This is a genomic window from Sphingomonas sp. UYP23 (assembly GCF_054059235.1).
This window is the reverse complement of record NZ_JBSSBX010000001.1, coordinates 2102272-2122305: the sequence shown is the minus strand read 5'-3', so window position 1 is coordinate 2122305 and position 20034 is coordinate 2102272. Positions and strand designations below refer to the sequence as shown.

Below are 20034 nucleotides of genomic sequence, written 5' to 3'. Positions count from 1 at the left end.
CGCCGTCCGGGTTTCGGCTGATCCTCGGCTAACGGCTTTGCCGTTAGCCTTGGGCCTCAACCTTCGTAATCAGCACCCAGATTCTGGTTCCGCGGCGGTGCCGCAGCGGTAAGGCGGAGCGCCTCGGCCGAGGCCGACAGCGAACCGACCGCATCGGCGACATCGTCTTCGTCGACCTGGACGCGCTGCAGGCTCTGGATCACCGATTCCTTCAGAGTCGGCGGGTGCACCATTTCCTCGGCGATCTCGCGCAGCGCGACGACCGGGTTCTTGTCGCGATCGCGATCGATCGTGATCTCGGCACCGCCCGAAATCTGCCGCGCGCGCTGAGCGGCGAACAGGACGAGATCGAAGCGGTTGGGAATCTTGTCGACGCAATCTTCGACAGTGACGCGCGCCATGAACGGCTTCCTTGCTTGTACGACGATAGTCGGAAAGGCGGTTCTCTAGGCGCAGTCCCCTACGGAGTCAAGAAAACGCGGTTCCCGGGGCCTGGCGGCGGCTGCGCCGACCAGCAGCGTGCGAGCGCGCCGCGGCTGCGCTCGACCCACGCGGCGAGCGGCGTGCCGCGATTGGAACCAAGATCGATCCAGGCAGGGCGACCGTGCGCGTATCCCGCTTGCGCACGAAGACGATACCCGGTCCCGTCGATCACCATCGCGCCCGGAGCATCGATCCCCGGCACGGAGGGATGCGGCGCCGTGACGGCTCGCATCGCCATCAGCGCCGAACGGACCGCCGGGCAGGTGCGGCTGTCTGCCCAGACGATCGTCGCGGGATGCGACGGCTGACGTCGCGTAAGCCGCAGCGTATACGCGATCGGAGCGTCCGATCGCGCATTGACGGTGACCGCAGCATCTACGCTCTCGCTTACGTGCGAAAGCAGAGGTTCGCGCGAGAAATGCGCGAAGGCGCGCTCACCGAACGGGTCGGCCGAGGGGGGCGGCCCCGGCGGGGTCACGGCGACGGCGGCCTGGAGAGCGAAAACGAGCAGCATCGGCCACCTTTAAGTTTGGCAGTCAGCCTAAGCCGTGCCCTGAGGCGGGGTCAACGGCTTGCACAAACCCGGCATTGCCATCACCAAGGCCCCCATGTCCGCCCCCGCTCCGCAACCCAGCTTCACCGTCGCCGGCAACCGTCTGACCATGCTCGACACCGGCCCGCGCCGGCTCGAGATGCTGATCGCGCTGATCGACGGCGCGCGCGCCACGCTGCGGATCATCTATTACATCTATGTCGACGACGCCGCCGGCGCGAAGGTGCGCGACGCGATGATCCGCGCGGCCGAACGCGGGGTGCGCGTGTCGCTGGTGGTCGACGGGCTCGGCAGCGAAGTCGCCGAGAGCCACCATTTCTTCGACCCGCTGCGCGACGCCGGCGTCCAGATGTGTCGTTTCGTGCCGCGCTGGGGGCGGCGCTATCTGCTGCGCAACCATCAGAAACTCGCGCTCGCCGACGGCGAAAGCACGGAGGCGCGTGCGATCATCGGCGGGTTCAACGTGCAGGACAGCTATTTCGGCACCCCCGCCGAACAGGCGTGGCGCGATCTCGGGCTGCTGGTCGAAGGCACGGCGGCGCAGCGCATCACCGGCTATTACGACGCACTGGCGGCCTGGTCGGGCCAGCCCAAGCCACCGCTGCGCGGCTTGCGCCGCGCACTGTCGGCGTGGAGCGAGCCCGAGGGGCCGGTGCGCTGGCTGTTCGGCGGCCCGACGCGCAAGCTCTCGCCCTGGGCGCGCGCGGTGAAACGCGACCTCGAACGCGCGGCGAAGGTCGATCTGATCTCGGCCTATTTCGCGCCCAATCCGGGGATGTTGCGGCGGCTCGACCGCGCTGGCATGCGGGGCCACGTGCGGATCGTGCTCGCCTCGAAGAACGATCACAACGCCGCGATCTGGGCATCGCGCTTCACCTATGCGGGCCTCTTGCGAAAACGCGTGCAGATCTACGAATATCAGCCGACCAAGCTCCACACCAAGCTCTTCCTGATCGACGATGTCGTCTATCTCGGCTCGGCCAATTACGACATTCGCAGCCTGTTCCTCAACCTCGAGATGATGCTGCGGATCGAGGACCCCGCCTTTGCCGCGCATGTCCGATCCTATGTCGATGGCGAGGTCGCCGATTCGGAGCGGATCACCGCGCAGGCGTATCGCGCGAAGACCGGATGGTGGACCCGGACGCGCCAGTTCGCGGCCTTTTTCGTGATGACGGTGCTCGACTACAACATCACCAAGCGCCTCAATTTCGGGCCCGAGCGGTGAAGTCCGCCGCCCGCATCGATCGCGACTTCGCGCTGCTGTTCACGGTGATGCTGACGATCGCGGCGGGCAATACCGCGATGCAGTCCGTGCTCCCGGCGCTCGGGCGATCGCTCAAGGTGCCCGACAGCGCGGTCGCCGCGGCGTTCTCGGTTTCGGCGCTGCTGTGGGTGATCGCCGCGCCGTTCTGGGCGAAGCGCTCCGACCTTCACGGCCGCCGCGCCATGATCCTGCTCGGCATGGGCGGTTTCTCGGTCTCGCTGGTGACGTGCGGTGTGTTCCTCGCCGCCGGAATCAACGGCTGGATCGGCGGCACCGCGGCGTTCCTGTGCTTCATTGCCGGACGCCTGATCTACGGCACGTTCGGATCGGCGGCGCCACCTGCGGTGCAGGCGCTCGTCGCGGGCAACACGACGCGCGCGGAACGCACCAAGGCGCTGACGCTGCTCGGTTCGGCGTTTGGACTTGGGACGATCCTCGGGCCGACGCTCGCGCCGTTCCTGGTGCTCGGATCGCTCGGCGGGGTCGAGATCGGGCTTGCCGGCCCCGCCTTCCTGTTCGCGCTGTTCGGAGTCGGCGTGTCGATCGCGGTGCACCGCATGCTCGCCGACGATCGCCCGGCGCACAGCGACGACCCGGGCGCTTTCCACGGCGCCGCCAACGCCTATCCCTCGATCGGCGGGCAGAGTTCGGGCGCCAGCATCACCGCCGCGACCGAGCCGCACAGCGAACCGGTCGGCTATGCCGATCCGCGCATCCGCGGCTGGATGATCGCCGGGCTCGTGTCGGGGCACGGCCAGGCGATGACCGGGCAGGCGATCGGCTTTCTCATCATCGACCGCCTGCAGCTCGCGCCGGCGCAGGCGCTGCAGCCGACCGGGATCGTGCTGATGATCGGCGCGGGCGCGGCCTTGCTCGTGCAATGGGGGATCATCCCCAACCTCAACCTGCGCCCGCGGCGGATGATGCTCGCGGGGCTGGTGATCGCCGCGGCGGGGTGCGCGCTGACGGGACTCGCGACGTCGCTTTATACGATTGCCTGCGCCTATGCGCTGGCAAGCGTCGGGTTCGGCTTCACCCGCCCGGCGTTTACCGCGGGCGCGTCGCTCGCGGTCGGCCATGCCGCGCAGGGGGCGGTCGCGGGCAAGGTCACTTCGGTCAATGGCGCGGCATTCGTGCTTGGCCCGTCGATCGGGGTCGGGCTGTACGAGCTCCAGCATTCGCTGCCGTATCTGGTCGCGGGCGCGGCGATGCTGGCGTTGTTCGGCTATGCCTGGGTGTGGCTGCGCGAACGGTAGTTTCCTCCCCTCCCTTTCAGGGAGGGGAGGAAGAAGGTTAGTCCGTCTCCACCTTCGCGCGCGGCGGAAACGCGAAGCCGATCGGCTGCAGCGACGTCGCGTCCTGCTTCAGCCGCGCCTTCATCGTCTCATACTCCCGCTCGAGTTCGGGCGTGACCGAAGCGCGCGAATCGGTGAGAGCGGTTTCGAAATGCGCCATCGTCACTTGGCGCACCTCGAGCGATTCGCGCAAAGCCGTGAGGCCGGCGCGCCGGACCAGATCCTCGAGATCCGCCCCGGTGAACCGATCGGTCCGGCCCGCCAGCACATCGAGATCGACATCCTCGGCGATCGGCATCTTGGCGGTCTGGATCGCCAGAATCCGCGCCCGCCCGTCGCGGCTTGGCACGCCGACATAGATCAGCTCGTCGAACCGCCCCGGACGCAGCAGCGCCGGATCGATCAGGTTCGGCCGATTCGTCGCCCCGATCACCACCACCGACTGCAACTCCTCGAGCCCGTCCATCTCGGCGAGGATCGTGTTGACCACCCGCTCGGTGACCTGCGGCTCCCCCATTCCACTCCCGCGCGTGGGAACGAGCGAATCGAGCTCGTCGATGAAGATCACGCACGGCGCGACCTGGCGGGCGCGGGCGAACAGCTTGGCGATCTGCTGCTCGCTCTCGCCATACCATTTGCTGAGCAGGTCGCTCGACTTGGTCGCGATGAAGTTCGCCTGCGCCTCGCGCGCGACCGCCTTCGCCAGCAAGGTCTTGCCGGTGCCGGGCGGGCCATAGAGCAGGAAGCCCTTGGCCGGACGGATGCCGAGGCGACGGAACGCATCGGGATCCTTCAAGGGGAGCTCGACGCCCTCCTTCAACCGCATCTGCGCATCGTCGAGCCCGCCGACATCGTCCCAGCGGACGCGCGGTGCCTCGACCATCACCTCGCGCATCGCGCTCGGCTGGACGCGCTTGAGCGCATCGACGAAATCCTCGCGCGTTACCGCGAGGGTGTCGAGGATCTCGGGCGGGATGGTCCCCTCGGCCAAGTTCAACCGCGGCATCAGCTTGCGCACCGCCTCGATCGCCGCCTCGCGCGCGAGGGCGGCGAGATCGGCGCCGACGAACCCGTAGGTCGTGCGCGACAGCTCATCCAAATCGACCTTGTCGCCGAGTGGCATGCCGCGCGTGTGGATGCCGAGAATCTCACGCCGCCCGCGCTCGTCTGGCACGCCAACGACGATCTCGCGGTCGAACCGGCCCGGTCGGCGCAGCGCCTCGTCGATCGCCTCGGGGCGATTGGTCGCGGCGATCACCACGACATTGGCGCGTGCCTCGAGCCCGTCCATCAGCGTCAGCAATTGCGCGACGAGCCGCTTCTCGGCCTCGCCCGACACCTGCCCGCGCTTGGGGGCGATCGAATCGATCTCGTCGATGAAGACGATCGAGGGCGCCGCCTTCGCCGCTTCCTCGAACACCTGGCGCAGCTTGCTCTCCGATTCGCCGTACGCCGAGCCCATGATCTCGGGCCCATTGATCAGGAAGAATTCGGCGGCCGATTCGTTGGCGACGGCGCGCGCGAGGCGCGTCTTGCCGGTTCCGGGCGGCCCATGCAGCAACACGCCCTTGGGCGGATCGACGCCAAGCCGCTGGAACAGCTCGGGATAGCGCAATGGCAGCTCGACCATCTCGCGCAGCTGGTCGATCGTCGGCCCCATGCCGCCGATGTCATCGTAGGTGACGTCGGCGCGGCGCGCTTCCTTGGGCTCCTCATATTCGGGGCGCAGTTCGATCTCGGTAGTCTCGTCGACATGCACCACGCCCTTGGGCACGGTCGCGATCACCGCCAGGCGGATTTCCTGCAACGCATAGGCCGGCGCGCGCAGCATGTTCTGGACGCCCGGCGGCATGTTGTCGACGCGCTGCTGGCCTGCCGTCGCGACGACGTCGCCCTGCGTCAGCGGACGGCCGAAGAAGGTGCGCTTCAGCGCGTTGGACGAGCCCTGCAGCCGCAAATTCTGTTGTGCCGGCGCGAAAATCACCCGCGTCGCTGCCTTCGATTCGACCGCACGGATCTCGACGAAATCGCCCGAGCCGACGCCGGCATTGGCGCGCTGCAGGCCGTCGATGCGGATGATGTCGAGGCCTTCGTCCTCGGCGTAAGGCGCAACCGCGCGCGCCGGTGTCGAGGATTTGCCGACGATCTCGATGACATCGCCTTCGCCCAGCCCAAGCGCGGCCAGCATCGCGCGCGGCACATGCGCAAGGCCGCGCCCGCTATCCTCTGGCCGTGCGTTGGCCACCTGCAATTTCCGAATCGGCGTCTCGACGTCCGCCATGCTATCTGTTCCTCGCGTAAACCCGTTAAGTGCGCGAGATAGGCATGCGGTTCCGCGAATACGAGGGCGACCCGCGGGCCGCGAACAGACAAAAAAAGACCGACCCCCGAAGGGATCGGCCTTGAAAGTTTTAGGAGAGGATGCCTGAAAGGCACCCCCTATGTGACGCACCGCGGATTATGTTGCAAGTGCGAAAGAACCGAGGTGCGATTGTCGTTTCTGCAATCGTTGCATTGTCGGCCTCCACCGAGGATGGAGGGATTAGAGCGAATGGTATCTTGGTGCACCGCACAAGATATCGATGCCAGAAGGAGAAAGGCCGACCATGCGCAAACTGCCGCCCCTCACCGCAATCGAAGCGTTCGTGCAGGTCGCCCGCACCGGCTCGATCAAGGCGGCATCGCAAGAGCTCGCTTTGTCGCCCCCCGCGCTCAGTCGCCGAATCCAGGCGCTGGAACGCTTTATCGGGCGGCCGCTGTTCGAACGCCGTCACCAGGCGGTGGTGCTCAACGCCGATGGCGACCGGTTGCTGCAACAGATCGCGCCCGCGCTCGACCAATTGTCCGACGCGGTCGAGGTGATGACGAGCAATACCGACGTGCTGCGGCTGCGACTCGGGCTGCTGCCGCTCTGGGCGTCGCAAAAGCTGTTCCCGCGACTCGGCGAATTGCGCACGCAACATCCCGAGCTGCATCTCGACATCGACACCGCGGCGCATCTGCTGTCACGATTGGGCGAAGGGCTCGACGCGGTGATCGCGCTCGCGCGCGACATCGACCCGTCGCTTTATGCCAAGCGGCTCGATCGCAATCAGGTCTATGTGATCGGCGCGCGCGCGCTGATCGAGGGGCCAGACCCGATTACCAGCCCGGACCAGCTCGCCGGGCTGACCGCGCTCGTCCACCGCGACATGCCCGATACGTTCAGCGCGTGGCGTGCGGCGGCGGGACTTACCGATCTCGAGCCGCTGGCGGTCGATCATTTCGATTCGGGCGCGCTGATGCTCGAGGCGGCCGCGCAGGGGCTCGGTATCGCCTTCATGCACGAGAGCCATTTCGAAGAGGCGCGCGACGATCGGATCGTGCGGTTGTTCGATATCCCGGTCGAGAGCCCGTACAGCTATTGGTTTGCCTGCCGCCCGCGCGCGCTGACGCAAAAGCCGGTACGGCTGTTCCACGATTGGCTGATCGCGACGATCGCCGATCCGGAAGTGTGAGGGGAGATTAGCCCCTCCCCTCAAGGGAAGGGGCTTTTCGAACGCGCTCGTTACGCTGCGTGCGCCTTGAGGATCTTGCCCGGGGTACGCGGCGGCTCGCCCTTCGGCAGCGCGTCGACATGCTCCATGCCCGACGTGACCTGACCCCAGACGGTGTACTGGTTGTCGAGGAAGCGCGCATCGTCGAAGCAGATGAAGAACTGGCTGTTCGCCGAGTTCGGATCCTGCGCCCGCGCCATCGACGCGGTGCCGCGCACATGTGGCTCCTTCGAGAATTCGGCGGGCAGGTTCGGGTGGTTCTTCGAGCCGTGCATGCCGGTGCCCGTGGGATCGCCGCCCTGCGCCATGAAGCCGGGGATTACGCGGTGGAAAACCACGCCGTCGTAGAAGCCGGCATTGGCGAGCTCGGCAATCCGCGCGACGTGCTGCGGCGCGAGATCGCCGCGCAGCTTGATGACGACATCGCCACCGCTGTCGAGCGTCAGCGTGAGGGTTTCGGGAAGATCGGCCATCGGGGAACTCCTGGAATGGGGGATGCGCCGCCCTAGCGAGGCTGCGCACGGCTGGCAAATCGCCCGCCGCCGCACAGCCCAACGAAGCGGCGTTGGCTTTGTTGCCACACGCCGCTAGACCGCCAAGATTACAGGCCAAGGAGGTCCATGGTGAGCGAGACCGACCTGACCGAGCCCGAGCTCGATACCACGCAGCTCGATGAAGACGACCGACTGAAACCCGCTTTCGTCAGCGCGGTGCTCGACGCGGTCGAGGCGGGCGACGCTGCGGCGGCGCGCGCGCTGGTCGAGCCGCTCCACCCCGCCGACATCGCCGATCTGTTCGAACTGACGCCGCACGAGGATCGTGCGGCGCTCGCGACCGCGATCACCGACCTGCTCGACGGCGACGTGTTCGCCGAGATGAACGATTATGTCCGCGAGGACCTGATCGACGCGCTGTCGGCGACGCAGGTGGCCAACATCGCCTCCGAGCTCGATACCGACGACGCCGTCGCGATCATCGAGGACATGGAGCCCGCCGACCAGCGCGAGGTGCTCCGCGCGCTCGACCCCGACGATCGCGCCGCGATCGAGGAAGCGCTGAGCTATGACGAGGAGACCGCCGGCCGCCTGATGCAGCGCGAGCTGATCGCGGTGCCCGAGCATTGGTCGGTCGGCGACGTTCTCGACTATCTGCGCCAGCATGACGAGCTGACCACCGACTTCTGGGAAATCTTCGTCGTCGATCCCGCGCACAAGCCGGTCGGCACGGTCGCGCTGTCGTGGATCCTGCGCACGCCGCGCGGCATCGCGATCAGCGACGTGATGCAGCGCGAGCAGACGCTGATCCCGGTCGACATGGACCAGGAAGAGGTCGCTTTGCGCTTCCAGAAATACGCGCTGATCTCGGCCGCCGTGGTGGATCCGGTCGGGCGGCTGGTCGGGATGATCACCGTCGACGACATCGTCCACATCATTTCCGAGGAAGCCGGCGAGGATATCCTCCGCCTGTCGGGCGCCGGCGATGGCGACATCAACGAGCCGATTCATCTGACGGTGCGGACGCGGATCACCTGGCTGGTGGTCAATCTCGGCACCGCGATGCTCGCCGCCTCGGTCGTCGGGCTGTTCCAGGGGGAGATCGGGCGCTTCGCCCTGCTCGCGGTGCTGATGCCGATCGTCTCGGGAATGGGTGGCAATGCCGGCACGCAGACGCTCGCGGTGATGGTGCGCGCGCTTGCGACCAACCAGCTGACCAGTTCGAACACCGGCCGGATGATCTACCGCGAGTTCCGCATCGCTGCCGCCAATGGCGTGATGCTCGGGACGATCATCGGGCTCGGCACGTTTCTGGTCTTCGGAAACGCCCACCTCGCGATCGTCATCGCGATGGCGATGGTGATCAACAACCTCATCGCCGGGCTGTCGGGCGTGCTGATCCCGGTGACACTCGACCGGCTCGATATCGATCCGGCGGTGTCGTCGGCAGTGTTCGTGACGATGATGACCGATGTGATGGGTTTTTTCTCCTTCCTCGGCCTGGCGACGCTGTTCGGGCTCGGCAGCTAGGCCGTGTGGAACCATCTGCCGGTGTCGATCGGCGTTCAGCTCGTCTGCTGGGCCTTGGGACGCTGGCTCGCGGTGCCGACGCGTGGCGCGATCTGGATCGGCTGCTTCGCAGGGTCGGCGGTGTGCGTCATGCGCGAGATCACGCAGCGCGAATATCAGTGGATCGAGCAGTTCGGCGCAGGGCGGCGCGCGAACATGCCCGGCTATGCCGGGCTCGAGGTGTGGAACTGGAACGCGCATTCGCTCAGCGAGACCGCGGTCGCGATCGCCGGGTCGGTGCTCGTCGCGCTCGTCGTGACCCATTACGTCGCCGATCGCGACAATTGAGCGGTTCGGGGTTGGCGGATAGCGCGCGCTGCCCCATTTGCGCCCTGTGCCGCTTCATCTCACCAAGGTCGCGTTCGGCGCGACCAGCCTCGATCATCTCGCCGAACGCCTGCGCGACCGCGCCGCCGACGGCCCGGTCTTCCTGACGACGCGCTACCTGCCCAAACGGCATGAGGAGATCGTCGGCGATCCGGACAACCGTGGCTCGCTCTACTGGATCATCAAGCACACGCTGGTCGCGCGTTCGCCGATCCTCTGCTTCGGCGAGGCCGAAGGCGGCCGCGTCGCGATCCATATCGACCCCGCGCTGGTGCTGACCGAAGGCCGCCCGAAGCGTGCACACCAGGGCTGGCGCTATCTCGAGGCGGGCGATGCGCCCGCCGATCTAGGCGCAGGAATGGTGGCGGGCGACACCATGCCGACCGCGCTGCTTGCGAAGCTGTCGGCGCTGGGCCTGATCTAACGCGCGCTACGGCGCGGTGCCGCCGCACCGCACCGGCGCGCCGGCGGGCGCCTTGACCTTGCATTTGGGCGTGCCCGAGACCGTCACCGCGCCGAGCCCGGTCGCCACGATATCGGCGACGTAGCGCGCATTGGCCTGGGTCCCGCCCGATCCGTCGAGCCGGAGAATCGCTTCGTCCGCTAGCAGCGCGCTCGCATCGATCGATCCTGCGCCGCTGCTGAGCACGCGCAGCCGCGGCGTTCGACCGCCAAGCGACATCGCGCCCGTGCCGACAAGCGTCACCGCGACCTGGTCGGCGGCGAGTTCGGGCGCGCTGATCGATCCGCTGCCCGTAATCTGCAGATCGACGCGGGTCCCGCGCAGCGGCCCGGCAATCACCAGCTTCCCACCGCCGATCACCGCGACGCCGTGCAGGTCGGTCGTGCGCACGAAAATCGTCGCCGGCTCGGTCGCGCGCGCACCGCGCCCCCCGTCCGCTTCGCGCGCGGCAGCCCGGACGGTCAGCACCCGCGCATCGACGTGCAGATCGAGCCCATCGGTCGCGCCGGTCACGCGCGCCGCCGGGGTGCCGCGCGTCGCCAGGCGAACGTCAAACGGCCCCTCGATACGGATTCGGTCGAAATCACCGATGAAATAGCTGCGCTCGGCCGCCTGCGCAGGGGCGAGCGAGACGAGCGGCACGAGCAGGGCGAAGGTCAGGATACGCAGCATCACCGCGACCATCCGCGCAACCGCTGCCCTGCGCAAGCACGATCAGCCCCCGCAGCGCACCTCGCCAGAGCCGACCTTGTTGGTCGTGCAATGCGCCGCCTGCCCGAGATCGACATTGCCCGAACCAACCACCGACACGCTTGCCGCGCCGCTCACATCGGCGGTGATGTCGCCCGACCCGGCCAGCGAAATCGTCGCGCCGCGCGCCTTGAGCCCGCGCCCCTCGACATTGCCCGATCCGGCGACGTCGATCTCGACGCGATCGACCGAACCCTTGGCGGCGATATTGCCCGACCCGGCGACCCCGAGCTTGGCGTGTGAGACGGCCAGCGTGCCGATCGACAGATCGCCCGAACCCGCCGCATCGCCATCGAAGCGCGCGCCCTCGATCCGGTCGATTGCCATATTGCCCGAGCCCGCGATCTGCGCGGCGACGATCCGCGGCATCGTCACGAACACCTTGACGCTGTCCTGCGTACCCCAGCTGAAGCCACCGAGAGTCTTCTTGCGACCGACCCGCAGCGTAGTGCCGACGCGGACGATCTCGAGCTTGTCGAGCTCGGCGCGCGGCCCCTCGGCGCGGACCGAAAAGCCCGTACCGACGCGCACGTCAATATCGTCCGAGCCGCGCAGCGCGACGCCGGTGAAATCGGCGATCGCGAAGCTGCGCGTGCCGCTCGGCCCCGATTGCGTACCGCTCGGTGGCGATGCGTCGCTGCTGAACGAACAGGCGGCGAGCGGGACAGCGATCAGCAGGGGAAGGATGCGCATGACAAAGCTCCTGTGTATTGCAACATTAATACGCCACGGAATCGCTCGCGCAACAAAAAAGGGGCGACCGTTGCCGGCCGCCCCCTGATTGCACGCGTACTGCGCGAAGGATCAGGCCGGAGCCTTGTCCTTGTTATGGATCGCGGCAGCCTTGCGCAGGATGTCGAGGATCTTTTCCTGAGCGGTCGGCTCGTCAACCTGCTCCATCGCGGCGAGCTCGCGCGCGAGGCGGCTGGTCGCGCCTTCGAAGATCTGGCGCTCGGAATAGCTCTGCTCGGGCTGGTCGTCGGCCCGGAACAGATCGCGCACCACTTCGGCGATCGACACGAGATCGCCCGAATTGATCTTCGCTTCATATTCCTGCGCGCGACGCGACCACATGGTGCGCTTGACGCGCGGCTTGCCGGTCAGCGTATCGAGCGCCTCGCGCAGCGTCTTGTCGCTCGAGAGCTTGCGCATCCCGACGCTTTCCGCCTTGTTGGTTGGCACGCGCAGCGTCATGCGCTCTTTTTCGAACCGCAGCACATAGAGTTCAAGCTGCATCCCGGCGATTTCCTGCCGTTGAAGCTCGATCACACGGCCGACACCGTGCTTGGGATAAACGACATAATCGCCGACGTCGAAGGACAGCGCCTTGGCAGCCATTCCGTAAGACCTTTCTGTGGACCGGGTATCCGGTGCAACGCATCCGCGGCAGAAAAGCTGCGGAGCACGTGCGGATGTGGGTGTTGTTGTACGTCTCCGTGCCGAAAGCGCGCGCAATGGCGCTTCCGTCCCTGTCCTTTTAACAGAGTCGTAATAAAATTACCAGCTAAACGTCGCAGTCGCGCCGTCTTTGCGGATTGCATTCCGGTTCGATCGCGAATCCCGGCACGATTTGCACCGAGTCGCGTAACGTCAGTCGCCGGCGCCGGGCTCGGGCGAGAAGAACTCCATCTTGCCCGGCTTGCCCTTCCACGCGTCGGCGTCGGCCGGCGTCTGTTGCGCGTTGCGCGTGACGTTGGGCCATTGCCCAGAGAAGGTCGTGTTGAGTTCGAGCCACTGCTCGAGACCCGATTCGGTATCGGGCAGGATCGCTTCGGCGGGGCATTCGGGCTCGCACACGCCGCAATCGATGCACTCGCTGGGATTGATCACCAGCATGTTCTCGCCTTCGTAGAAGCAATCGACCGGGCACACCTCGACGCAGTCCATGTACTTGCACTTGATGCAGGCATCGGTGACGACGTAGGTCATTAAAACACTCCCGGAGTACGAACGCTTGTGCTGCTATGCCCGAGCGTCAGCGGCGTCAACGCTTGCGCGCTCCGATCTGTTATTTTCGAGCAGGTCGTCATAGCAGGCGCGCCCCGCTTCGGGCGGGCCGCGCCGCTGCGGCAAGGCCGCGACGCGCAGGGCGCGCACCCGGCCCGCGGGCGTCGCGAAGGCGACGACGCTGCCGACCCGCACCAGCGCGGCAGGCTTGTCGACCGCGCGACCGTCGATGCGGAGATGCCCGCTTGCCGCCATCCCCTGCGCGATCGCGCGCGTCTTGACGATCCGCGCGAACCACAAGAAGCGGTCGAGCCGCATCGTCTGCTCGGCACCGCCCAAGCGCTACCCCGCCGATCCAAGCGCGGCGAAGGCGCCTGCCATTGCCCCGGCCATCGCGGTATCGCGCGGCGGCGGCGCGCTGCGCACCGGCGGTCGGCCGCGCCACGTCCAGCGGGGTGTGTCGTCATCGCTCGGCGCGGGGCGGAAGCCGAAACCGCCCATCAATTGCTCGAGCGTCGCCCGCGTCAGCCCCATCGACAGCGCAAGCGCGGGATCGAGCACGAAGGGTTTGCGCCCCTGGCTGCCGCGCGCGTCATGCGCCGCACGTGCGATCCGTTCGATCAGGTCGATCCGCACCGCCTGCGCGCCGACCGGACGATAACCATGCGCGAACGTCGCGCCGGGGGCGGCGCGATCGAGAACCGTAGCCCCTTCGCGCGGCCCCGCCCCGACCGGGCATGGGCTGCGCGCGGCGAGCAGCACGCGCCGCCAGCGCGCCGCGCCGGGCTTGAGCAGCCTTGGGTCGAACAGGTCGAGCGCGCCGACCGTGAACCCCGCCCCGCGAAACGCTTTCCGCGCAACCGGATCGAGCCCGTCGACCGCCACCGCGATGTCCGCCCGCGCGACGATCCCGCCATGCGCGACCAGCGCCGCCGCAACGGCGCGCGAGGCCGGACTCGCAGCCGGATCGCGCTGGACGCCGTCGAGCACCACCAGCCCCGGCACGCTGCGCTTCAACTGCCCGGCGAGCCACAGCCGCAGCCGCGCCTCGATCTTGCCCCGCGCCTCGACGCTCAGGCAATCGAGCGCGCGGTCGAGCAGCACGCGCGGCCGCAGCAGCGTCGGCCCGGGCGCGAGCGTAGCCACCGCGAGCTCGCCCCACAGCACGGTCGGCACCGCGCCGACCTCTGCAGACAGACCCAGATCGCTATCCTCTGCTTCGGCCAGCGCCACTCCGCGCCGCGCCCGTTCGTCGCCGAGGCGGCGTTCGGCGGCGGCCAGCAGCAAGCGCTTGTCGGTCGCGCGCGCATCGGGCGCGACGACGAAGCGGAAGCCGTCGAGCCGGCCGATCGCATGATCCTCGACCATCACCTCGCCCTGCGCGCCGATCGTGACGGGCAGCGCACGCGGATCGGCGCCGATCTGCCGCATCAGCAGCGTCGTGCGCTTGTCGACGAAGCGCTGCGTAAGACTCACATGGAGCGCATCGGACAGCCGTTCCTCGACCGCCCCCGCGCGCGCCGACCAATGCGCCGGATCGGCGAGCCAGTCGGCCCGATTGGCGATGTACGACCAGCTCCGCGCCGCCGCGATCCGGCCCGCGAGCATCTCGACATCGCCCGCGACATTGTCGAGCCGCGCGATCTCGGCAGCGAACCAGTCGTGCGGGATGTAACCCAGCCCCTCGCTCAGATACCCGAACAGCCGCGCAACGAAGCGCGTGTGCGGATCGACCCCGAGCTTGCGGAAATCGGGCACCCCGCACGCCGCCCACAACCGCGCGACCATCGCCGGCGAGCGGCAGCGTCCGCGCACGCCGGGCTCCTCGGCCATCCGCTTCAACACCGCGAGATCGGTCGATTGCGGCGCCGCCCACAAAACGCGGTGTTCGGGCCGCTGCTCGAGGCTTTCGATCAGCGCGTCGATGCTGGAATAATCGGGCTCGCCCTGCCGCCAATAGAGCTGCTCGAGCGGCGGGAAGCGATGTTCCTCGATCGCGAACACTTCCTCGGGCGTGAACGCCCCCGGCCCTTCCTCGACGAGCGCACCAAACGTCCCGTCGCGCTGGTGCCGCCCGGCGCGCCCGGCGATCTGCGCCATTTCGGCAACGCGCAGGCGGCGCTGGCGATGGCCGTCGAACTTGTTGAGGCTGGCAAAGGCGACATGCGCCACGTCCATGTTGAGCCCCATGCCGATCGCATCGGTTGCGACGAGATAATCGACCTCGCCCGCCTGGAACATCGCGACCTGCGCGTTGCGCGTGCGCGGCGACAGCGCGCCCATCACCACCGCCGCGCCACCGCGCAAGCGCCGCAGCATCTCGGCGACGGCATAGACTTCCTCGGCGCTGAACGCGACGATCGCCGAGCGCTTCGGCAGGCGGCTGATCTTCTTCGCGCCGGCATAGCTCAGCGTCGAGAAGCGCGGCCGGTTGATGATCTCGATTCCCGGCACCAGCGCCTTCAGCATCGGCCGGAGCGATTCCGATCCGAGCAGCATTGTCTCCTCGCGACCCCGTGCGCGCAGAATGCGGTCGGTGAAGACGTGGCCGCGCTCGGGATCGGCCCCCAGTTGCGCCTCGTCGAGCGCGACGAACGCCAGATCCTTGTCGAGCGGCATCGATTCGGCGGTACACAGGAACCAGCGCGCGTCCTTAGGGACGATCTTCTCTTCGCCGGTGATCAGCGCGACGCGGCTCTCGCCCTTGAGCTTGACGACGCGGTCATAGACCTCGCGCGCGAGCAGGCGCAGCGGAAAGCCGATCATGCCGCTCGAATGCCCGCACATCCGCTCGACCGCGAGATGGGTCTTGCCGGTATTGGTCGGTCCCAACACAGCCGTGACGGCATGTTCTGCGGTACGCTGCATGACGGACGCAACATTGCGTGCCGTGCACCCAAGTGCAACCACTAGGGAGAAATACGATCTCCTGTGCGCACGTTAAACATGCAAAAACACGCAGGAAAAAAGCGTTCCACCATCCCGTCGCAAGACTGCCACGCCTTGGCGTACCGAAGCCGTTCAAAGCGCGGGGTTAATTTGACTTTAGGGTTTTGGCCCCACAGTCAGGCTGCTCCATGCTGCGGGGCGGAACGAGCAGCGTGTGTCGATTTTTCGGGGGCGCTAATCCTTGTTCTTGCGTAACGACCATGGGCTCGATCAGGCGGGAGGCACCGCCGCCATCGCATTCGGCCGCGCGATCGTCCCCAATCCCGAGCTGACACGTCTCGAAAAACTCCGCGCCGCCGCGCTCAAGGTCGATTGGGTTCCCGATCTCGGATCGCGGATCGGCACGCTCGACTGGTGGCGGGGTACCGCGACCTGCGCCGCGTTGTGCGCCACCGCGCTCGCGATCGCCCCGCCGATCACGCGCCCGATCCTCGGCGTGGTCCCGACCCCGCTCAGCGGCGCCGACCGCGACGAAGTCCGCGCGCAGGCGATCCTGCCGCTCGCGCTCGGCGCGAACAGCGGGCGCCACATGGCATCGAACGATCTCGTCGTCCCGCTCGCCGAAGCCCCCGAACGCCCCGTCGAGGACCGCACCGCGACCGTCGGCCAGGGCGACAGTTTCGGCGACATGCTCGAGCGCGCGGGCGTTTCCGAGCGCGATTCGCAAAACGCCGTCGCGCTGATTGCGGGCGCGGTCCCGCTCGGCGATCTGAAACCCGGCACGCAAGTCCCGATGACGCTCGGCCGGCGCCCCAATCGCAGCGTCGCGCGCCCGCTCGAGGCGCTCGCGTTGCGCGCACGCTTCGACCAGGAACTGACACTCAAGCGCATCGGCGACCAGCTCGTGCTGACCAGGCAGGCGATCGCGATCGACAATACCCCATTGCGCATCCAGGGCCCGGTCGGCAGCAGCCTGTACCGCTCGGCGCGTGCCGCGGGCGTTCCGGTCAAGCTGGTCGAAACGTACATCAAGGCGATCGCGAGCAAGTTCGCGATCGGCCGCGTCGGACGCGACGATTCGTACGACCTGGTGATCGAGCGCAAACGCGCCGCGACGGGCGAGACGCAGCTCGGCAACCTGCTCTTCGCCGGGCTCGACCACGGCGCCGCCAAGACCCAGCTCGTGCAATGGACCGACGGCACCTGGTACGAGGCGAGCGGCCAGGCCGAGCGGCAGGGCATGTTCACGATGCCGGTCTCGATGGCGCGCGTGACCTCGTCGTTCGGAATGCGCTTCCACCCGCTCCTCGGCTTCACGCGGATGCACAAGGGGATCGACATCGGCACGCCCTGGGGCACGCCGGTCCACGCTCCCGCCGACGGCACGATCGTCTATGCCGGGCGCGCCGGTGGCTATGGCAATCTCATCAAGATGGCGCATGGCGGCAATATCGTCACCTGCTACGGCCATCTCAGCCGCTTCGCGACCCGCTCGGGCCAGCACGTGTCGCGCGGCGAGGTGATCGGCTATTCGGGCAATAGCGGCATGTCGACCGGCCCGCATCTGCACTGGGAAGTGCTGCGCGGCGGCGTCGCGGTCAATCCGCGCGGCTTCTCCTTCTCGAGCGTCGCGACGCTATCGGGCGAGCAATTGCGCGCGTTCAAGGCGAAGGTGGCGAGCCTGCTCGCGGTCAAGCCGGGGGCGTAAGCCTCAGGCGTTCCGCGGCTTCAGCACGATCAGCCACCAGTCGGGCATCGCACCGATCCGCAGCGGCAAGGTGCCAGACCCGACGCCTGCCGTGACCAAGACCGAACGCCCCGCCGAATCGATCCGCCCGCAGCGGTATCTCGGATCGTACAGGCGATGCCCATGCGACGTGCGGACGAGCGGGCCGATCCATGGGAGCACCACCTGCCCGCAATGCGTATGCCCCGCCAGCAGCACCTGAAAGCGTTTCGGCAGGTCCGGCGCGATATCAGGCGAGTGCGTGAACGCCAGCGGAACCCCGCCCACGGCATCGGCGCGCGCCACCGACCGCGCGATGTCGTCATGGCTTGAGAAGCGATCCCCGATTCCCACCAGCGCCAGCGGCCCGCTCCGGATCGTCGCGTTTTCGAGCACGCGAACGCCCGCGCGCGCGAGATTTTGCCGGATCGCTTCAGGATCGGTCCAATGGTCGTGATTGCCGAGCACGGCATACACGCCGCCGGTGGCGCGCAGCCCAGCAAGCGGCGCCAGCTCCAACGCGCGCGTCGCGGCACCCGCTTTCTGCTCGCCGATCACGAAGTCGCCTGCGAGCACGACGAGATCGGGCCGCGCGGCGTTCACCGCGCGTACGATCTGCGCCAATCGCGCCGGGCGCATGCCGACATTTCCGACATGGATATCGGACAGGAGCGCGACGCGGATCGGCGGCGTGCCATCGGGCAGCCCGTCGAGCGCGACGGTCGTGGTCCGCTCGATCGGGATTGCCGTCGCATTCGAGAAACCGACCCACCCCACCGATAGCAAGGCCACGGCGGGGATGAGCGCCATCATCAGGAGCTTGCTCGGTCGCAGCGGCACCACGGTCTCCTGTGTTGATCACGTGACTGCTTGTGCCACGCCGACGCGATCTCTGGAACCAGACCTCCGTCCGGCGGAGCACCGCGCCCTCAGCACGCGGACGGCCAGGTCCGTCGCTACCGCCCCTGCGCGCGCCACCGCTTCAGCGTGCGCGCGATGATGTCGCCTTCGCCGCCGGTCTGCCGCCACAATTGCGAGAAGAGCGGATCGTCCGACGCCGGCCGCTTGTCGTCGGCGAGCGAATCGAACGAGACACGGATCGGGATCGCGACGCCCTCGCCGCAGATGATGCATTCGCGATTGCGTAGCGCGGGGATCGAATCGAGGAATCCGCGCGCACCCTCGGGCATCGCCGCGCGGACGAACGCCTGGTCGCGATCGTTGTTGAGCCGCATCGCGATGATCGTGCCGCATTGCGAGAGCACGCCCTCGGCGAGATCCGACGGTCGCTGCGTGATCAGCCCGAGCGACACGCCGTATTTGCGCCCCTCCTTGGCGATTCGCGACAGGATCCGCCCGACGCTCGACCCATTGCCGTCGCCCGCAGGGATGTAGCGATGCGCTTCCTCGCAGACGAGCAGGATCGGCCGCTGCGGCTCGCCGCGCGACCAGATCGCGAAATCGAACACCATCCGGCTGAGCACCGCCACCACGACCGACGTGATCTCGGAGGGCACGCCCGACACGTCGATGATCGAGATCGGCTTGCCGTCGCCGGGCAGACGGAAGATTCGCTCGATAAAGCCCGCCATCGTATCTGCGACGAGCATGCCGGAAAACATGAAGCCATACCGTGGATCGGCCTTGATCTCGTCGATCTTGGTGCGGAGCCGCAGATACGGCGCGGTATCGCCCGCGCGGTCCATCTTGCCCATTTCGAGGCCGATCAGATTGGTCAGGTCGCTGAGCAGATACGGCACTGGCGCATCGACCGTCAGCTTGCTGATCTCCTGCCCCAGCCGCCCCTTGGCGCGCGCCATGAGCAGGCATTTGGCGAGGATGTCGGCGTCGATCTGCTTTTCCGACCCCGAGCTCGTGACGAACACCTCGCAATGTTCCTCGAAGTTCATCAGCCAATACGGCATCTGCAGGTTCGACACGTCGTAGATCGCGCCATTGCCCTTGAACGCAGCGGCGTATTCGCCGTGCGGATCGACCATCACGATATGCCCCTGCGGGCTGAGCTCGCAGATGCGGTGAAGGATCAGCGCGGCGCTGGTCGATTTGCCCGTGCCGGTGCTGCCGAGCAGCGCGAAATGCTTGCCGAGCATCGCATCGACATAGAGCGCGGCACGGATGTCCTTGGTCGGATAGACCGTCCCGATCTCGATATGCGCGCGGTCGTCGGCGGCGTAGATCTGCTTGAGGTCGCTGGTCGACACCGGGAACACCGCGCAGCCTGGGGTCGGATAGCGCGTCACGCCACGGCGGAACTTGTAGAGCTTGCCGGTCAGCTTCTCCTCGTCGCCCTCGCCGAGGAAATCGACCGTCGCGGCAATCCGGTCGTCATGCCCGTCGATCAGTTTGAGCGAGCGGATATTGGCGATCAGCCAAGTGCCCCCGACGCGCATCTTGATCTGGCTGCCGACCGACCCCGCGGTGGCGATGACCGGATCCGGGTCCTGCATCGTCGCGTCGAGTGCGAGCGGATCGAGCATCACCAGGCTGCTCGAGCCGGCAATCTCGAACACCATGCCGATGCACGCCGTCCCCCGATCCGGCGCGCGTGTCAGTTGGACGTTGGGCGCGAAACTGTGTGCGCTCGGCATCTCGGTCATGATGTGTCGTGTCCCCCCGGGGCTAAGGCCACCGCCATGCAGGAAAATCGGTAAACATCCGGTGAGGATCGCGCGGCACACGCCGCGCCGCGACAGCGCGTTGCGGCTTGCCGGCAG

Annotated in this window: 19 protein-coding genes; 7 read left to right on the top strand and 12 right to left on the bottom strand. The window is 67.4% G+C overall.

What is annotated here, in order from left to right; translation table 11 throughout:
* Positions 1 to 56 precede the first annotated feature (56 nt).
* Together rpoZ and ACVWYO_RS10485 are read right to left on the bottom strand one after the other, a co-directional pair.
* The gene (gene rpoZ, locus ACVWYO_RS10490) at positions 57 to 401 is read right to left on the bottom strand and encodes a DNA-directed RNA polymerase subunit omega (RefSeq protein WP_010184184.1); all 345 of its coding nucleotides are present in this window, start codon (positions 399 to 401) and stop codon (positions 57 to 59) included.
* 59 nt (positions 402 to 460) lie between these two features.
* Positions 461 to 997 carry a hypothetical protein gene (locus ACVWYO_RS10485; protein ID WP_457350559.1) on the bottom strand — a complete coding sequence of 179 codons (537 nt, stop codon included), beginning with the start codon at positions 995 to 997 and terminating at the stop codon, positions 461 to 463.
* Positions 998 to 1091: 94 nt separating this feature from the next.
* Between ACVWYO_RS10485 and ACVWYO_RS10480 the strand changes: the two genes are divergently transcribed.
* Positions 1092 to 2264: a phospholipase D-like domain-containing protein gene (locus tag ACVWYO_RS10480; RefSeq protein ID WP_457350558.1), complete on the top strand. Its 1173-nt coding sequence runs from the start codon at positions 1092 to 1094 to the stop codon at positions 2262 to 2264.
* 47 nt (positions 2265 to 2311) lie between these two features.
* Entirely contained in the window at positions 2312 to 3559 is a 1248-nt protein-coding gene (locus ACVWYO_RS10475; protein WP_457354943.1) for an MFS transporter, read from the top strand.
* Positions 3560 to 3596: 37 nt separating this feature from the next.
* On the opposite strand, the gene ACVWYO_RS10470 is transcribed toward ACVWYO_RS10475, so the two are convergent.
* A complete protein-coding gene (locus tag ACVWYO_RS10470; protein ID WP_457350556.1) occupies positions 3597 to 5879 on the bottom strand; it encodes a CDC48 family AAA ATPase in 2283 nt (760 codons plus the stop codon).
* Positions 5880 to 6204: 325 nt separating this feature from the next.
* Here ACVWYO_RS10470 and ACVWYO_RS10465 point away from each other — a divergent pair, with 325 nt between their 5' ends.
* The gene (locus ACVWYO_RS10465; RefSeq protein ID WP_457350554.1) at positions 6205 to 7095 is read left to right on the top strand and encodes a LysR substrate-binding domain-containing protein; all 891 of its coding nucleotides are present in this window, start codon (positions 6205 to 6207) and stop codon (positions 7093 to 7095) included.
* A gap of 50 nt (positions 7096 to 7145) precedes the next feature.
* Here the strand turns inward: ACVWYO_RS10465 and ACVWYO_RS10460 are convergent, their stop codons facing one another.
* Positions 7146 to 7607, bottom strand: coding sequence for a peptidylprolyl isomerase (locus tag ACVWYO_RS10460; protein ID WP_457350552.1), 462 nt, complete (start codon positions 7605 to 7607; stop codon positions 7146 to 7148).
* A 147-nt stretch (positions 7608 to 7754) separates the two neighbouring features.
* On the opposite strand from ACVWYO_RS10460, the gene mgtE reads away from it, so the two are divergent.
* Genes mgtE through ACVWYO_RS10445 form a run of 3 tightly spaced genes read left to right on the top strand, consistent with a single transcriptional unit; the run spans position 7755 to position 9948 of the window.
* The gene (mgtE, locus tag ACVWYO_RS10455; protein WP_457350550.1) at positions 7755 to 9158 is read left to right on the top strand and encodes a magnesium transporter; all 1404 of its coding nucleotides are present in this window, start codon (positions 7755 to 7757) and stop codon (positions 9156 to 9158) included.
* Between the two features lie 21 nt (positions 9159 to 9179).
* Positions 9180 to 9485: a hypothetical protein gene (locus tag ACVWYO_RS10450; protein ID WP_457350548.1), complete on the top strand. Its 306-nt coding sequence runs from the start codon at positions 9180 to 9182 to the stop codon at positions 9483 to 9485.
* A 46-nt stretch (positions 9486 to 9531) separates the two neighbouring features.
* Positions 9532 to 9948 carry a DUF1489 family protein gene (locus tag ACVWYO_RS10445; RefSeq protein ID WP_457350546.1) on the top strand — a complete coding sequence of 139 codons (417 nt, stop codon included), beginning with the start codon at positions 9532 to 9534 and terminating at the stop codon, positions 9946 to 9948.
* A gap of 6 nt (positions 9949 to 9954) precedes the next feature.
* Here ACVWYO_RS10445 and ACVWYO_RS10440 read toward each other — a convergent pair whose 3' ends face one another.
* The 6 genes from ACVWYO_RS10440 to ACVWYO_RS10415 all read right to left on the bottom strand — a co-directional run bounded on the left by ACVWYO_RS10440 (position 9955) and on the right by ACVWYO_RS10415 (position 15552).
* Positions 9955 to 10659, bottom strand: a complete 705-nt coding sequence (locus tag ACVWYO_RS10440; RefSeq protein WP_457354941.1) for a GIN domain-containing protein — start codon at positions 10657 to 10659, stop codon at positions 9955 to 9957.
* Positions 10660 to 10701: 42 nt separating this feature from the next.
* A complete protein-coding gene (locus ACVWYO_RS10435) occupies positions 10702 to 11430 on the bottom strand; it encodes a head GIN domain-containing protein (RefSeq protein ID WP_457350544.1) in 729 nt (242 codons plus the stop codon).
* A 111-nt stretch (positions 11431 to 11541) separates the two neighbouring features.
* Positions 11542 to 12075 carry a CarD family transcriptional regulator gene (locus ACVWYO_RS10430; RefSeq protein ID WP_457350542.1) on the bottom strand — a complete coding sequence of 178 codons (534 nt, stop codon included), beginning with the start codon at positions 12073 to 12075 and terminating at the stop codon, positions 11542 to 11544.
* Positions 12076 to 12327: 252 nt separating this feature from the next.
* A complete protein-coding gene (gene fdxA / locus ACVWYO_RS10425; RefSeq protein WP_140851457.1) occupies positions 12328 to 12666 on the bottom strand; it encodes a ferredoxin FdxA in 339 nt (112 codons plus the stop codon).
* A gap of 33 nt (positions 12667 to 12699) precedes the next feature.
* A complete protein-coding gene (locus ACVWYO_RS10420) occupies positions 12700 to 13002 on the bottom strand; it encodes a S4 domain-containing protein (RefSeq protein WP_457354939.1) in 303 nt (100 codons plus the stop codon).
* Between the two features lie 24 nt (positions 13003 to 13026).
* Positions 13027 to 15552: a helicase-related protein gene (locus ACVWYO_RS10415; protein WP_457350539.1), complete on the bottom strand. Its 2526-nt coding sequence runs from the start codon at positions 15550 to 15552 to the stop codon at positions 13027 to 13029.
* A gap of 262 nt (positions 15553 to 15814) precedes the next feature.
* Between ACVWYO_RS10415 and ACVWYO_RS10410 the strand changes: the two genes are divergently transcribed.
* Positions 15815 to 17281 (top strand): peptidoglycan DD-metalloendopeptidase family protein, encoded by a 1467-nt coding sequence (locus ACVWYO_RS10410; protein ID WP_457350537.1) that lies wholly within the window; start codon positions 15815 to 15817, stop codon positions 17279 to 17281.
* A gap of 3 nt (positions 17282 to 17284) precedes the next feature.
* Here the strand turns inward: ACVWYO_RS10410 and ACVWYO_RS10405 are convergent, their stop codons facing one another.
* Entirely contained in the window at positions 17285 to 18139 is an 855-nt protein-coding gene (locus ACVWYO_RS10405) for a metallophosphoesterase (protein WP_457350536.1), read from the bottom strand.
* A gap of 116 nt (positions 18140 to 18255) precedes the next feature.
* Positions 18256 to 19917 (bottom strand): ATP-binding protein, encoded by a 1662-nt coding sequence (locus ACVWYO_RS10400; protein ID WP_457350534.1) that lies wholly within the window; start codon positions 19915 to 19917, stop codon positions 18256 to 18258.
* Positions 19918 to 20034: the final 117 nt, after the last annotated feature.

What these genes read in the sequence shown, in the direction of transcription:
- rpoZ (WP_010184184.1), bottom strand. Translation starts at nt 401, where the DNA reads ATGGCGCGCGTCACTGTCGAAGATTGCGTCGACAAGATTCCCAACCGC.
- ACVWYO_RS10485 (WP_457350559.1), bottom strand. Translation starts at nt 997, where the DNA reads ATGCTGCTCGTTTTCGCTCTCCAGGCCGCCGTCGCCGTGACCCCGCCG.
- ACVWYO_RS10480 (WP_457350558.1), top strand. Translation starts at nt 1,092, where the DNA reads ATGTCCGCCCCCGCTCCGCAACCCAGCTTCACCGTCGCCGGCAACCGT.
- ACVWYO_RS10475 (WP_457354943.1), top strand. Translation starts at nt 2,312, where the DNA reads ATGCTGACGATCGCGGCGGGCAATACCGCGATGCAGTCCGTGCTCCCG.
- ACVWYO_RS10470 (WP_457350556.1), bottom strand. Translation starts at nt 5,879, where the DNA reads ATGGCGGACGTCGAGACGCCGATTCGGAAATTGCAGGTGGCCAACGCA.
- ACVWYO_RS10465 (WP_457350554.1), top strand. Translation starts at nt 6,205, where the DNA reads ATGCGCAAACTGCCGCCCCTCACCGCAATCGAAGCGTTCGTGCAGGTC.
- ACVWYO_RS10460 (WP_457350552.1), bottom strand. Translation starts at nt 7,607, where the DNA reads ATGGCCGATCTTCCCGAAACCCTCACGCTGACGCTCGACAGCGGTGGC.
- mgtE (WP_457350550.1), top strand. Translation starts at nt 7,755, where the DNA reads ATGGTGAGCGAGACCGACCTGACCGAGCCCGAGCTCGATACCACGCAG.
- ACVWYO_RS10440 (WP_457354941.1), bottom strand. Translation starts at nt 10,659, where the DNA reads ATGCTGCGTATCCTGACCTTCGCCCTGCTCGTGCCGCTCGTCTCGCTC.
- ACVWYO_RS10435 (WP_457350544.1), bottom strand. Translation starts at nt 11,430, where the DNA reads ATGCGCATCCTTCCCCTGCTGATCGCTGTCCCGCTCGCCGCCTGTTCG.
- ACVWYO_RS10430 (WP_457350542.1), bottom strand. Translation starts at nt 12,075, where the DNA reads ATGGCTGCCAAGGCGCTGTCCTTCGACGTCGGCGATTATGTCGTTTAT.
- fdxA (WP_140851457.1), bottom strand. Translation starts at nt 12,666, where the DNA reads ATGACCTACGTCGTCACCGATGCCTGCATCAAGTGCAAGTACATGGAC.
- ACVWYO_RS10420 (WP_457354939.1), bottom strand. Translation starts at nt 13,002, where the DNA reads ATGCGGCTCGACCGCTTCTTGTGGTTCGCGCGGATCGTCAAGACGCGC.
- ACVWYO_RS10415 (WP_457350539.1), bottom strand. Translation starts at nt 15,552, where the DNA reads ATGCAGCGTACCGCAGAACATGCCGTCACGGCTGTGTTGGGACCGACC.
- ACVWYO_RS10400 (WP_457350534.1), bottom strand. Translation starts at nt 19,917, where the DNA reads ATGACCGAGATGCCGAGCGCACACAGTTTCGCGCCCAACGTCCAACTG.